The sequence below is a fragment of the Catenulispora sp. EB89 genome, assembly GCF_041261445.1.
Taxonomy (GTDB): domain Bacteria; phylum Actinomycetota; class Actinomycetes; order Streptomycetales; family Catenulisporaceae; genus Catenulispora.
This window is the reverse complement of sequence record NZ_JBGCCU010000005.1, coordinates 438,301-451,704: the sequence shown is the minus strand read 5'-3', so window position 1 is coordinate 451,704 and position 13,404 is coordinate 438,301. Positions and strand designations below refer to the sequence as shown.

The window sequence follows — 13,404 nt, the reverse complement described above, 5'->3', positions numbered from 1 at the left end:
CGCGGGAGCGCCTTCCGCCTGGCCGCTTGACCCTCTCAAGGCCGGCCTCCGGGTCTCAGCTCAGCCGAAGAACTCGATCAGCGTCGGCGCCAGCGCCTGCGGGTGCTGAAGCACGCCGTGGTCCTCGCCGGGCAGCACGGCCAGCCGTGCGCCGGGCACGGACTCGGCCACCACCTTCGCGCCGGCCGCCAGGTTGGGCGACGTCCGGTCGCCGTAGACGGCCAGCACCGGCATCGTCAGCGTGCCCAGCCGGTCCCGGTCGACGAGCTCCGAGGGCCGGGAGAAGCCCACGTCGTAAGGCAGCGTCAGGGCGTTGCCGAGGAAGAAGGCCCACACCGGGCCGTGCTTCATGCCCGACACGATCTCCGGCGGCAGGCCGATGGCCTCGGCCAGGAACAGGCTCGCGGCGCCGTCCCGGTCGCCCTTCTCGGCCAGCGCGGTGAGCCGGTCCAGCAGATCGGCCGGTGGGTGCGGCAGGTCCGGGTCGGCGCGGAAGGGCGACTCGTAGATGGCCACCGAGTCGGCCGGCAGGCCGCGCATCGCGCCTTCCAGGACCAGGATCGCCCCGGAAGAATGGCCGAACAGGTGCGCGTGCCCGCCGGCGTGCTCGAGGACGGCCGCGAGGTCGTCGAGCTCGTTCGCGGGGTCGAAGTCCCCGCCGGCCTCGCGCGCCTTGTCGGTGCTCTCGGCGCGGCCACGGCGGTCGTAGGTGAGGACGGTGTAGTTCGACGCCAGCTCGGCGGCCAGGCCGGCGACCGTGCTGCGGTCGTTGAAGGCGCCGCCGACGAGGATCACGGCGGGGCCCTCGCCGACGCGGTCCACGGCCAGCGTGCTGCCGTCGCGGGAGGTGATGTGCTCGGTCATGGCATCTCCTGGGGAGTGAGCTCTTGGTTGCGTCACCCGGTTGTCGGAGCCGACCCCGCATTCTCTACACGGCTCGCCGAATTCTTCTCGGCGAGCCGTGGACTCGCTGGTTAGCTGCCGGTCTTCAGCTCGAAGCTCTTCGGCTGGCTCTGCGCGGCCGGGGCGTTCGAGCCGCTGCCGGGTCCCAGGCTCACCACGCCGAAGTACATGCCGAGCTTGGCCGAGGAGCTGCCGGCGGTGCAGCCCTGGGAGGAGCGGGTGCGGTTCCAGCTGAACGTGATCGTCTGGACCCCGCCGGGGGCGATGCCGCGCAGGTCCTTGCCGCCGGTCGCGCAGTCCGCCGAGGACCAGACGTGGTCCGGGCCGGAGTAGACGTTCAGGACCAGCGACTTCGGGCTGACGTCGACGTCGCAGTCGGCGGTGCCCTTGTTGACCACGGCGACGGTGAACTGCGGGTCCACGCCGTTGGCGTAGGCCGGGGACTGCGAGGTCAGGCTCAGGCTGAGCTGGCAGCCGGGGCCGCTGGTGGAGCCGCCGGTGCCGCCCGTGCCGCCGGTTCCCCCGGTTCCCCCGGTGCTGTTCGCGCCGCCGTTGACGCCGCCGGCGGCGCCGTTGCTGCCGCCGTTGGTGCCGCCGGACCCCGAAGCCGAGCCGCTGGCCCCGCCGGCGCTGCCGGAGGGCACGCTCCCGTTGGCCGAGGACGGGCCGCCGGACGCCCCGCCGCTGGCTGCGGTCTGCGAACCGCTCGCGGTCGGGACCGAGGACTGCGACGCGGTCGGACTGCCCGTACCGTCCCCGGCGGACTGCTTCTTCTTGGAGCCCGACCCCGAGCACGCGTAGAGGACCAGCGCCAACACCGCGACGACGGCCAGCACAACTAAAACGCGCCGCCGCCAATAGACGGCGGGCGCGAGAGATCCGACGGGATTTCGAAGCGAACCCACGAGGGGTCACTCTACGGGGCCGGTGCCGCGGTGTGCGGCGCGCCTCGCCGTACGATCGTCAGATGGCGGAAAGAACGACCACGCGCAGCATCGACCGCACCGACCTCGCAGCCTTCGAACAAGGAGCTGAACTGGTCGAACGGGTCGTCGACTGGTTCCGGGCCGAGGCCCGCGACCTCCCCTGGCGCCGCCCGGACGCCTCGGCGTGGGCGGTGATGGTCAGCGAGTTCATGCTCCAGCAGACCCCGGTGGTCCGCGTGCTGCCGGTCTACGAAGCCTGGCTCGCCCGCTGGCCGACGCCGGCGGCGCTGGCCGCGGAGCCCGTGGGCGAGGCCGTGCGGGCCTGGGGGCGCCTGGGGTACCCGCGGCGCGCGCAGCGGCTCCACGCGGCCGCCACGGCCATCGAAGAGGCCTTCGACGGCGTCGTGCCGGACACGTACGAGGACCTGTGGGCGCTGCCGGGCGTCGGGGAGTACACGGCGGGGGCGATCGCGTCGTTCGCGTACCAGAAGCGGCACATCGTGCTCGACACGAACGTGCGCCGGGTCCTGGCCCGCGTGGTGACCGGCACGGAGTTCCCGGCGCCCGCCACCACCCCGGCCGACCGCCGCATCGCCACCGCTCTGCTCCCGGCCGCCGCCCCCGACGCCGCGCAGTGGGCCGCCGCGAGCATGGAACTCGGCGCGGTGGTGTGCACGGCACGCGCGCCCCGCTGCGAGGCGTGCCCGGTCGCGGACCTGTGCCGCTGGGTCGCGGACGGCAGGCCCGCGTACGACGGCCCGCCGCGCCGCGGCCAGACGTACGAGGGCACGGACCGCCAGGCGCGCGGGCGGCTGCTGGCGGTGCTCCGGGACACCCACGGACCGGTGCCGCGCGAAGAGCTGGAGGCGGCGTGGACGCGTGACGTGACGCAGCGGGAGCGGGCGCTGGCGAGCCTGGTGAGCGACGGGCTGGTGACGGAGGTGGACGGGGAGATGTTCGCGCTGGCGCATTAGGCTCCTGCGCCATGACTGAGATCGCCGAGACCGCCGAGACTGCGAAGGCGTATCTGCACGCGAAGCTGAAGAGCATCCGCGAGGTCCTGATCTGGAAACTCGACGGCCTGTCGGAGTACGACGCGCGCCGACCCCTGACCGCGACCGGCACCAACCTCCTGGGCCTGGTCAAACACGCGGCGACGTGGGAAGCGCGCTACTTCGGCGAAGTCTTCGACCGCCCGTATCCCGAGGCGCTGCCGCGCTGGCAGGACTCTGACGGCAGCGACCTCTGGGCGACCGAGAACGAGACCCGCGAGCAGATCATCGCCTTCTACCGCCGGGCATCGACGCACGCGGACGCGACGATCAGCACACTGCCGCCCGACGCACCCGGCCACGTGCCCTGGTGGCCGCAGCCCGACACCGACCTGTTCACCATCCTGGTCCACCTGCTCACCGACACCACCCGCCACGCCGGCCACGCCGACATCCTGCGCGAACAACTCGACGGCCGCACCGGCGTGGCGGAACGGTACGAGGAGCCGATCGACGACGCCGCGCGCAAGGCACTGCGTGCGCGGATCGAGGCTGCGGCGAAGGCGGCTGATCGCGCTCGCTCAACCGCTGGATAGCTTCACGCTGCCGCGCACCCCTCACCCCGCCAACGCAGCCTCCACCCCCGCCCCCGCGACCCGCCGCGAATGCGCCGCCACCAGCCCCCGCAACCGCTGCTCCGTCTCCGCACCGACCGGCGTCAGCACCACCAGCCGCTGCTCCGAGGCGCCCGGCGCGGTCAGCACGTCGTACGCCACCGTCAGCACCCCCGCCGCCGGATGCGCCACGCGCTTCACCCCGCTGCTGCGCTCGCCGACGGTGTGGTCGTCCCACCAGGTGGCGAAGTCGCGGTTGCCGGCGCGCAGGCGGGCGATCACCGCTTGCAGGCGCGGGTCGTCGGGGTACTTCGCGGCGTTGGCACGCAGCGCCCCGACGGTCTCGCGGGCGATCTGCTCCCAGGACAGCTGGCTGCTGCGGGTCGCGCCGTCCAGGAACAGCAGCAGTGCCGCGTTGGCGCCCGTGCCGTGGCCGAATCCGTCGCCGAACATGGCCGTGGCCGCCGCGTTGTGCGCGAGGACGTCGAAGCTGTGGTCCAGCACGTACGCCGGCAGCGCCGGCATCCCGTCCAGGATCGCGCGCAGCGACGTGCTCACGCCCTCGGGCCGGTCCGGCAGCGGTCGCGGTGGCGCCTCGCCGCGTGCCGTCAGGTGCAGGTACTCGCGTTCGACCGGGGACAGGCGCAGCGCCGCGGCGAGCGCGTCCAGCACCGCCGAGCCCGGCGCGCCGGCGCGCCCCTGCTCCAGCCGGATGTACCAGTCGATGCTCACCGCGGCGAGTTCGGCCACCTCCTGGCGGCGCAGGCCCGGCGTGCGGCGGCGGCCGACGCTGCGCAGGCCCACGTCCTCCGGCGCGAGCCGGCCGCGCATCGCGGTGAGGAACTCCCCGAGTGTGCTCTGGCGGGTGGTACGCGGAATACCAGGACTCGAAGAATCTCCCGGCGGCGCGACTTCTCCCCGAAGCTTTTGACCCATGCAGAAGAAGACGAAGATCACCATTGCCGGGGTTGCGTCCGCGGCCATGTTCGCCGCCGGAGCCGCCACCGCATACGCCGCCGTCCACGACCGCTTCGGCTACAGCCCGGTGCGCAGCGGCATCCCGCGCGACGCCGCGCACTTCCGCGTCAGCTCCCCCGATCTGGCCGACCACGGCACCTTCCCGGCTGACGAGATCTGCACCGGGTTCACCACGGCGCCGCACCTGACCTGGTCCGGGGCTCCGGCCGGCACCAAGAGCTTCGCCGTGGAGATGTTCGACCCGCAGGCCCCGACCGGCAGCGGGTTCTCGCACTGGCGCGCCTGGGACATCCCGGCGACCGCGCGCACCTTCGGGGGCACGGCCACGCCGCCGGCCGGGACCGTGGTCGGCGTGAACGACCTCGGCGACGCCTCCTTCGACGGCCCCTGCCCGCCGGCCGGCGACCCCGTGCACCACTACCAGATCCGGGTCCTGGCCCTGGACACCGCGAGCATCGGCCTGCCGAGCGCCGGGACCAGCACCGCCTACTCCGGGTTCGTCCTGGGGCAGCACATCATCGGCTACGCGCAGATGACCGTGGACGCCCAGCACTGACCGCACAGCAGTAGTCGCGAAGTAGCGATCGCCCAGCACTGATCCCCTGATCCTGTAACAAAAACCTCGGGTATCTGCCGGATGGTGGACATTCGACCGTCCATCGGCCGGATGTCCGTTACCGGAGCTCCGAAGGCGTCGTTGAGGCCCGAGAGCCGACCTTCGGCTCCTCGAATTCGACGACATCTGAGGTACATCCATGCACGCCTTTGTAAGGAAGGGCCTGCTGCTGTCGGCCACCACCGGCGCACTGGTCATGGGCTACGCGAGCACCGCGGCGGCACAGGGCGACTCCGCCACCACGCGCGGTGCCGCGAGCGACAGCCCCGGCGCGGTCTCCGGCAACGTCGCGCAGGTCCCCGCCGACGTCCCGGTCCAGGTCTGCGGCGACGCCGGCGCGGCCGGCGGCGCCCTGGTCGGAGCCCGCGACAACGACTGCTGGACCAAGGACGCCACGGCCAAGGCCGTCGGCGCCGCCGCCGACAGCCCCGGCGCGATCTCCGGCAACGTCGCCTCGGTCGCCGCGAACGTCCCGGTCCAGGCCTGCGGGCTGGCCGCGGGCGCGCTGGCCGCCGACGTCACGGCGCACGACAACGACTGCGTGGACGAGGGCACGCACGCCCTGGCCGAGGGCGCGGCGGCGGACTCCCCCGGGCTGGTCTCCGGCAACGTCCTGCAGCTGTCCGCGGACGTCCCGGTGCAGGCCTGCGGCGACTCGGTCGGGCTGCTGGCCTTCGCCACCGGCGCCAAGGACAACCACTGCGTGAACGGCGCCCCCGAGCTGGCCCCGCCGGTGATGGCCCCGCCGCCGGTGGAGTGCCCGCCCGGCGCGCCGTGCCCGGAGCCGCCGCCGGTGACCTGCCCCCCGCCGGTGACCACCTGCCCGCCGCCGCCCCCGGCCCCGTGCCCGCCGGCCGACAGCTGGGCCCCGCCGGCGGACGGCGACACCAGCACGCCGCCCTCGGACGAGGACACCACGCCCCCCTCGACGGGAATCCCCGCGCCCCCGGCGGAGACCCCCGCGCCGCCGATGCCGGCCCCGCCGGTGGCCTGACCCGCGTCACCCCGCGGCGGCCGTGAGCGTCGGCCGCCGGTTCCACCCGCAATGAGTCCAGCAGCGCAACCACGGGGACGCCCCCAGCCGGAGCCGACGTCACTCCGGAACGGGCCCGTGGTCAGGACACTGGACACGCCGACGGCCGCCGACCCACGTACGGGGTGGGCGGCCGTCGGCCTTTCCATCTACAGCGGCAGGATCCGCGCCGCCGCCTGCTTGCCCTGCGCGTAGCCCGCGCGGGCCGAGGGGACGCGAGTCGTCGGATCCATCTGGTTCGTGCCCATCGCGGCCTGCGAATCGGCGTCCGGAGTGATCACCTCGACCCGGCTGCCCCGCGCACGCAGGGCCTCGACCTGGCTTTCCAGATCCGCGCCGGGCATTCTGCGCAGCCCCTCGAACTGCCCCGACGGGTCCGCGCTCCCGGCCGGCCGCACCTCGCCCCGGAACGGCGCCAGCGGCGAGAGCACCACGACGTTCGCATACCCGGCAGCGAGGTCGGCGTTGTCGGCCGAGCGCACACCGCCGGAGATATAGCGGTTCCCCTTGATACTCACCGTCGGAGCCATGCCGGGCATCGCGGTGCTCGCCGTGACCGCATCCACCAACTCCACGCCGGAGTCGCGGTCGAACGCGGCCGGCTCACCGGTCCGCGCGTCCATCGCCGTCACGATCATCGGCCGCTCCGGCCACTCGGCCCGAGGCAGCCTGGCGGCGACGATCTCGCGCCGCTGCCCCGCGCTCCAGCCGATGACGGCGTCGCTCTCCAATCCGAACACCCCCATGGCCCGGTGGAGCTCGATCGCCGACGTGGCGGCGGCGCCGATGGTCCGCATCCGCTCGAACACTGTCGCCATCGGCAGCGATGCCGGCCGTTCCGCGTTCCCCCGGCCCTCGCCGTTGCCCTGGCCATCCCTGCGCGGTCCGCCCGGCCGGCCGTGCTGTTCGGACAAGACCGAGGCCAGCAGTTCGGCCGCCGGAACACCGCTGCGCACCAGCACCGCGGTGGTGGCTCCGGACGAAGTTCCGATCACCAGATCAGCGGCCTGGGTCAGGTCGAGGCCGCCTTCCGCGAGTCCGGCGACGACGCCGACCGCCCAGGCGTTCCCGGCAGCTCCGCCACCGCCGATGACCAGCGCGCAGGACGACGGAAGCGATTCAAGATTTTGCGACATGTCTTTGGGTCCCCTTCAGGGCATCCGAGGTACGGGTGCCCAGGGACCGACGGCGGCGAAGCGCTTAAAGGCTCCGGCGCGAAGGGGTGAGCACCCGATCGTTAGTGGAAATCGGACTCACCTCCTCAGGTCGTGCGCTGCGACAGCGCTCGGAAACGAACTCAGCTGAACGATAATCGCGCGCCGGCCCCCGCCGCAAACACGAAACGCCGCCGGACACGGCAGCGGCCGCCCACCCCGCGAACGGGATGAGCGGCCGTTGTCGTGCCGTCTGGCCGGTCAGACCATCAGCCTCAGCCAGTCAGCCTCAGCATCAGCCTCAGCGGATCAGCCGCAGCCGATCAGGTCGCCGAAGGCGTGGCCTCCGGAGCCGCCGGCGGCAGCGTCCCGGACTCCAGCACCGAGGCGTCCTCCGGCACGTCCTCCTTCGGACCCGACTTGAAGGTGAACCGCTGGTCGGACTCGACCGCGCCGGTCTCGGTGTTCTCGTCCACCGTGATCAGCTGGCCGGGCCGGACCTCGCCGAACAGGATCTTCTCCGACAGCGGGTCCTCGATGTGCCGCTGGATCGCGCGGCGCAGCGGCCGGGCGCCCAGGACCGGGTCGTAGCCCAGGGTGGCGATGAGCTCCTTGGCCTTGCGGGTCAGGACGATGCCCATGTCCTTGTCCTTCAGGCGGCCGTCGACCTTGCTCATCATCAGGTCCACGATCGCGACGATGTCGTCCTGGCTGAGCTGCGGGAACACCACCGTGTCGTCGACACGGTTCAGGAACTCCGGCCGGAAGTGCTGCTTGAGCTCGTCGTTGACCTTGGCCTTCATCCGCTCGTACGGCGCCTTGGTGTCGCCGGAGGCGGCGAAGCCCAGGCCGAAGCCCTTGGAGATGTCCCGGGTGCCGAGGTTGGTGGTCATGATGATCACCGTGTTCTTGAAGTCCACGACCCGGCCCTGGGAGTCGGTCAGGCGGCCGTCCTCCAGGATCTGCAGCAGCGAGTTGAAGATGTCCGGGTGCGCCTTCTCGACCTCGTCGAACAGCACCACCGAGAACGGCTTGCGGCGCACCTTCTCGGTGAGCTGGCCGCCCTCCTCGTAGCCGACGTATCCGGGCGGGGAGCCGAACAGCCGCGAGACGGTGTGCTTCTCGGAGAACTCGGACATGTCCAGCTGGATCAGCGCGTCCTCGTCGCCGAACAGGAACTCCGCCAGGGCCTTGGCCAGCTCGGTCTTACCGACGCCGGACGGGCCGGCGAAGATGAACGAGCCGCCGGGGCGCTTGGGGTCCTTCAGCCCGGCGCGCGTGCGCCGGATCGCCTGGGACAGGCCCTTGATCGCCTGGTTCTGGCCGATGACGCGCTTGTGCAGCTCGTCCTCCATGCGCAGCAGGCGGGAGGTCTCCTCCTCGGTGAGCTTGAACACCGGGATGCCCGTGGCGGTGGCCAGGACCTCGGCGATCAGCTCCTCGTCGACCTCGGCCACGACGTCCAGGTCGCCCTGCTTCCACTCCTTCTCCCGGCGCGCCTTGGCGCTCTGGAGCTGCTTCTCCTGGTCGCGCAGGGCCGCGGCCTTCTCGAAGTCCTGCGCGTCGATCGCGGACTCCTTCTCCTTGCGCACGTTCGCGATCTTGTCGTCGAACTCGCGCAGGTCCGGCGGCGCGGTCATCCGGCGGATGCGCATCCGGGAGCCGGCCTCGTCGATCAGGTCGATGGCCTTGTCCGGCAGGAAGCGGTCGGAGATGTAGCGCTCGGCCAGCGTGGCCGCGGCCACCAGCGCGCCGTCGGTGATGGACACCCGGTGGTGCGCCTCGTAGCGGTCGCGCAGGCCCTTGAGGATCTCGATGGTGTGCGCCACCGAGGGCTCGGCCACCTGGATCGGCTGGAAGCGGCGCTCCAGGGCGGCGTCCTTCTCGACGTACTTGCGGTACTCGTCGAGCGTGGTGGCGCCGATGGTCTGCAGCTCGCCCCGGGCCAGCATGGGCTTCAGGATCGAGGCCGCGTCGATGGCACCCTCCGCCGCGCCCGCGCCGACCAGGGTGTGCAGCTCGTCGATGAACAGGACGATGTCGCCGCGGGTGCGGATCTCCTTGAGCACCTTCTTCAGGCGCTCCTCGAAGTCACCGCGGTAGCGGGAGCCGGCCACCAGGGCGCCGAGGTCCAGGGTGTACAGGTGCTTGTCCTTGAGCGTCTCGGGCACCTCGCCCTTGACGATCGCCTGGGCCAGGCCCTCCACGACGGCGGTCTTGCCGACGCCGGGCTCGCCGATCAGCACCGGGTTGTTCTTGGTGCGGCGGGACAGCACCTGCATGACCCGCTCGATCTCCTTCTCGCGCCCGATCACCGGGTCGAGCTTGCCCTCGCGGGCGGCCTGGGTCAGGTTCCGGCCGAACTGGTCCAGCACCAGGGAGGTGGACGGCGTGCCCTCGGCCGGGCCGCCGGCCGCCGCGGCCTCCTTGCCGCCGCCGGAGTAGCCGGACAGCAGCTGGATCACCTGCTGGCGCACCCGGTTCAGGTCCGCGCCCAGCTTGACCAGCACCTGCGCCGCGACACCCTCGCCCTCGCGGATCAGACCGAGCAGGATGTGCTCGGTGCCGATGTAGTTGTGGCCCAGCTGCAGCGCCTCGCGCAGCGACAGCTCCAGGACCTTCTTGGCCCGCGGGGTGAAGGGGATGTGGCCGGACGGGGCCTGCTGGCCCTGGCCGATGATCTCCTCCACCTGCTGGCGGACCGCTTCCAGCGAGATGCCGAGGCTCTCCAGGGCCTTGGCCGCCACACCCTCACCCTCGTGGATGAGGCCGAGGAGGATGTGCTCGGTCCCGATGTAGTTGTGGTTGAGCATCCTGGCCTCTTCTTGGGCCAAGACGACGACGCGCCGTGCGCGGTCGGTGAACCGTTCGAACATTCCTCATCGCTCCCCGGAGCGTCGCGGGCTGACGTATGGATCGAAGTACTACTGGTTGCTCGCCAGTACAGATCGTGCGCTTGCCCTGGTGTGTTGCTAGTTCCGTGCGGTGCCAAACCAGAAGCTCGCCTCCTGGTCGGCAGGCGGGCTCGCAACCGATGCTAGTCCCGCCTTCCCTCGCAGGTGGGGTGACTTCCCCGTTGTCCGCGGGGCGGTCGCTCCTCCCAAGGCCTTCCGTTAGTCCAACTCGCCGCCTCTGACGTGGTGTTCCCGGTACCGGGGCACCAGACCCGAATAGGGTGTACGCCAAGAGCGAACGGGGAGGTCGATCCACATGCCGGACGTGGTCTCCGTACCGGAAGCCGCGGGGCGCGAAGCGCTGGCCAGACTGCTGGGATACGGCCAGCCGGCGGTGGCGCCGGGACCGGTCGCGCTGTCCGCCGGCGGCCGGGTGCTGTTCTACGTCGCGGCCGGCGGCGCCGAAGACCTGCCCGAGCTGCTGGAATGGCTGGACTGGGGCGGCGTCCGGCTGGATCTCACCGCGGTGCCGGTCGAACAGCTGACCGATCCCCCGGTCCGCTGGCTGCATCCGGCCACGGTGCCGATGCAGCGTCCCGGTGGCCCGGGTGGCCCGGCCGGCGCCGCCACGGCTGCGGCCGCTGCCGCCGCTACCCGTGCCACCCCTGCCGCCGATGACACCGACGCCCTGCACAACGGCGCCGGTGCGGCGCTCCAGGCCGGGAAACTCCAGGCCGGGAAAACTGAAGACGTTGAGGGTCCCGAGGGCTCTGCCCGGGCGGACGGCGCGGCACGCCGCCCCTCCTACCCGACCCCGGGGTTGCCCGAAGCCCCGGAGCTGATCGCCCTGCTGGCCACCCTCGCCGCGGCCTGCCACCGGCTGGCGGTGGCCGCCGCGCGCTGAACGGGGCCCACCCGCCGCGACGTCGGCCGGGGACGGGGGCCCGACCGCGCCGTGGCGTTATTAGTGAGCGGCGTTGTAGCGATTCATCAGGTCGGTGGGAATACGACCGCGGTCGCTGATTTCCACGCCCTCGACGTTCCGCAGCCATTCACGGATGTGCTTCGTGTCGCGGCGCGTGGGGCCCGTGCCGTACTTCCGGCGGCCGGAGGCAGAGGCGGAGGACGCCGTCACCTGCGTCGCGGCACCGACGTACTTCTCGAGCGCCTTGCGCAATTCCTTCTCATGCGCCTCGGACAGGTCGATCTCGTAGGACTTCCCGTCGAGGCCGAACTTCACAGTGCTCGCACCCTCGGAGCCGTCGAGGTCGTCGTGGAACACCTCAATGGTGCGCTTGGCCATCGGGCGGCCCGCCTTTCTCCAGTTCTGGGATATACCTCCAGTCAGCAAAGCGCATTCCGGTGATGAAATCAAATCCCATGCCGGAGCCGCGGACGGGTCCTACAAGATCCGCAGCATGCGCGTATTGCCCAGAGTGTTGGGTTTGACCTGCTCCAAGTCGAGGAACTCCGCGACCCCGCCGTCCGGCGACTTCGACAGTTCGGCTTCGATCTGCGGCGGGACCGGGACGCCGCTGATCTCGGAGAATCCGTGCGCGGCGAAGAAGTCCACTTCGAACGTCAGGCAGAACAGCCGGCGAACACCGATGCGCGCGGCGGTACGGACTAGTTTGTCAAGGATTCGCGCGCCGACTCCCATACCCCGGCATTCCGGGTCCACCGCCAGCGTGCGCACTTCCGCGAGATCCAGCCAGATGACGTGCAAGGCGCCGCATCCGATCACCCGGCCGTCGCCGTCGTGTTCGGCCACCCAGAACTCCTGGATGTCCTCGAAAAGCGTGACGTCCGGCTTGTCCAGGAGGATGCCTTTGTAACGGCCCAGGAGTTCGCGGATCGCCCCGACATCGTCGGTGCGGGCCCGCCGCACGGTGATATCGGCGGCGGACAGGGAGGATGTCATCCGAAAAGGTCGCTTCTCACGTCGGCGGGATCGGCCCCGGCGGCGGCCAGGACGCCGAGGCAGGCCTGGACCGTGCCGGTCGAGCCGACGGCCACGCCGCCCCACCCGGACAGTGTCCCGCCGTCGGCCAGGCGCTTGACGTACTCGTCCAGATGCTGAGGCAATTCCTCGGCGGCACCGACGAAGACCACCGTGGCGTTGCCGTGCGCGGCGGCCAGCTCGGCCAGGTGTTCGGTGAGGTAGTGCTCCTGGTCGGCGCCCTCTGTGCCCTCTGTGCCCGCGGCGGCCTCGGCGCTCTCAGCGGCCGCCTTCGCCGCCTGCTGGGCCTTCTTGGCCGCCGCCGAGCCTGCCGAGCCCGGAGCCGCCGCCTTACCCGCGGCCTTGGCGGCCTTCTGGGCTTTCTGGGCCGCGGCGGTCTTCTTGGCGGGCTTCGCCGCGTTCAGCGAGTTCCCCACCACGACGTGCACCGGCCGGTCGTCCCCGGCCGCGGCGGCGTCCTGCAGCAGCGCGGCGATGGGCGCCAGCCCGGTGCCGTGCCCGACCGCGATCAGCCGCGAGGCCCCGGCCGGGAAGGCCAGGTCACCGGCCGGGGCGGCGATCCGGATGCGGTCGCCGAGCTCCAGCTCGTCGTGGACGACGTTGCTCAGGCGGCCGTCGGCGGTGCGCTGGACGTGGAACTCCAGGACCGAGTGCTCCGGGTCTTCCGGGCCGGCCTGCGGCGCGGCCGCGAAGGAGAAGTCCCGCCAGACCCACGGCAGCCGGCCGAGCTCGATCGCGGCGTACTGTCCGGCCTGGTAGGGGTACGGGAACGCGGTGCGGACCCGCAGCCGGACCACGTCCTCCGCCATCCGGTCGACCGCGACGACCTCGGCCTCCCAGTAGGCCGGCCCCTGCGCGTCGGCCTCGGCGGCGATGCCGAGCATCGCCGAGGCCACCATGGTCAGCTCGTCGACCCACGCGACCGCGGCCTCGTAGGTCCAGGCCTCGCCTATGGTGCGCTCCAGGGCGGTCATCACCGACCCGGCGAAGGCGCGGTAGTGCGGCTCGCGCACCCCGTACTTGCGGTACTCCAGAGCGAGTCTGCGCAGCAGCGGCAGCAGCGCGCCGGGCCGGTCGAGGCCGGCCACGACCCGGGTCGCGGCCTCCAGCGTCCGCTCGTCGCGCCGCGCCTCGTCCCCGGCCGCGAAGTACTTCCGGTATCGCGGGTTGGAGGTGAAGAAGTCCTCGTACAAAGAATTGGTAAAAACTTCGGGCCGGGCACTGACTGCCGCGAACCCCTGCCGGACCAAAGCCAGCGCCTGTGCGCGGCCGGCCAGCAGATCGTCGTTGAGGTTTTCGCCGTCCACAGCCAGAGCTTCCGTCACGCGCACGAC

General features: G+C 71.8%; 13 protein-coding genes. 5 read left to right on the top strand and 8 right to left on the bottom strand.

Going from position 1 to position 13,404, the window contains the following annotated elements:
• Nucleotides 1-60: 60 nt before the first annotated feature.
• On the bottom strand, nucleotides 61-864 hold the full coding sequence (locus ABH920_RS14215) for an alpha/beta fold hydrolase (RefSeq protein ID WP_370349411.1): 804 nt from the start codon (nucleotides 862-864) through the stop codon (nucleotides 61-63).
• Between the two features lie 110 nt (nucleotides 865-974).
• Nucleotides 975-1,808: a hypothetical protein gene (locus ABH920_RS14210; RefSeq protein WP_370349410.1), complete on the bottom strand. Its 834-nt coding sequence runs from the start codon at nucleotides 1,806-1,808 to the stop codon at nucleotides 975-977.
• Between the two features lie 62 nt (nucleotides 1,809-1,870).
• Between ABH920_RS14210 and ABH920_RS14205 the strand changes: the two genes are divergently transcribed.
• Both ABH920_RS14205 and ABH920_RS14200 read left to right on the top strand, forming a co-directional pair.
• Nucleotides 1,871-2,803 (top strand): A/G-specific adenine glycosylase, encoded by a 933-nt coding sequence (locus ABH920_RS14205; RefSeq protein ID WP_370349409.1) that lies wholly within the window; start codon nucleotides 1,871-1,873, stop codon nucleotides 2,801-2,803.
• A gap of 11 nt (nucleotides 2,804-2,814) precedes the next feature.
• On the top strand, nucleotides 2,815-3,417 hold the full coding sequence (locus tag ABH920_RS14200; RefSeq protein WP_370349408.1) for a DinB family protein: 603 nt from the start codon (nucleotides 2,815-2,817) through the stop codon (nucleotides 3,415-3,417).
• A gap of 21 nt (nucleotides 3,418-3,438) precedes the next feature.
• Here ABH920_RS14200 and ABH920_RS14195 read toward each other — a convergent pair whose 3' ends face one another.
• Entirely contained in the window at nucleotides 3,439-4,371 is a 933-nt protein-coding gene (locus ABH920_RS14195; RefSeq protein ID WP_370349407.1) for a helix-turn-helix domain-containing protein, read from the bottom strand.
• On the opposite strand from ABH920_RS14195, the gene ABH920_RS14190 reads away from it, so the two are divergent.
• Together ABH920_RS14190 and ABH920_RS14185 are read left to right on the top strand one after the other, a co-directional pair.
• Nucleotides 4,370-4,969 (top strand): YbhB/YbcL family Raf kinase inhibitor-like protein, encoded by a 600-nt coding sequence (locus ABH920_RS14190; protein ID WP_370349406.1) that lies wholly within the window; start codon nucleotides 4,370-4,372, stop codon nucleotides 4,967-4,969. The genes ABH920_RS14195 and ABH920_RS14190 overlap by 2 nt on opposite strands.
• Before the next feature lie 199 nt (nucleotides 4,970-5,168).
• Nucleotides 5,169-6,023, top strand: coding sequence for a chaplin (locus ABH920_RS14185; RefSeq protein ID WP_370349405.1), 855 nt, complete (start codon nucleotides 5,169-5,171; stop codon nucleotides 6,021-6,023).
• A gap of 188 nt (nucleotides 6,024-6,211) precedes the next feature.
• On the opposite strand, the gene ABH920_RS14180 is transcribed toward ABH920_RS14185, so the two are convergent.
• Nucleotides 6,212-7,198: a patatin-like phospholipase family protein gene (locus tag ABH920_RS14180; protein WP_370349404.1), complete on the bottom strand. Its 987-nt coding sequence runs from the start codon at nucleotides 7,196-7,198 to the stop codon at nucleotides 6,212-6,214.
• Between the two features lie 341 nt (nucleotides 7,199-7,539).
• Entirely contained in the window at nucleotides 7,540-10,092 is a 2,553-nt protein-coding gene (locus tag ABH920_RS14175; RefSeq protein WP_370349403.1) for an ATP-dependent Clp protease ATP-binding subunit, read from the bottom strand.
• Nucleotides 10,093-10,426: 334 nt separating this feature from the next.
• Here ABH920_RS14175 and ABH920_RS14170 point away from each other — a divergent pair, with 334 nt between their 5' ends.
• Entirely contained in the window at nucleotides 10,427-11,014 is a 588-nt protein-coding gene (locus ABH920_RS14170; protein WP_370349402.1) for a hypothetical protein, read from the top strand.
• Between the two features lie 60 nt (nucleotides 11,015-11,074).
• On the opposite strand, the gene ABH920_RS14165 is transcribed toward ABH920_RS14170, so the two are convergent.
• The 3 genes from ABH920_RS14165 to ABH920_RS14155 form a co-directional block, all read right to left on the bottom strand.
• A complete protein-coding gene (locus tag ABH920_RS14165; protein ID WP_370349401.1) occupies nucleotides 11,075-11,413 on the bottom strand; it encodes an Lsr2 family protein in 339 nt (112 codons plus the stop codon).
• 99 nt (nucleotides 11,414-11,512) lie between these two features.
• Entirely contained in the window at nucleotides 11,513-12,031 is a 519-nt protein-coding gene (locus ABH920_RS14160) for an amino-acid N-acetyltransferase (protein WP_370349400.1), read from the bottom strand.
• Nucleotides 12,028-13,395: a globin domain-containing protein gene (locus tag ABH920_RS14155; protein WP_370349399.1), complete on the bottom strand. Its 1,368-nt coding sequence runs from the start codon at nucleotides 13,393-13,395 to the stop codon at nucleotides 12,028-12,030. The genes ABH920_RS14160 and ABH920_RS14155 overlap by 4 nt, the downstream gene beginning before the upstream one ends.
• Nucleotides 13,396-13,404 lie beyond the last annotated feature (9 nt).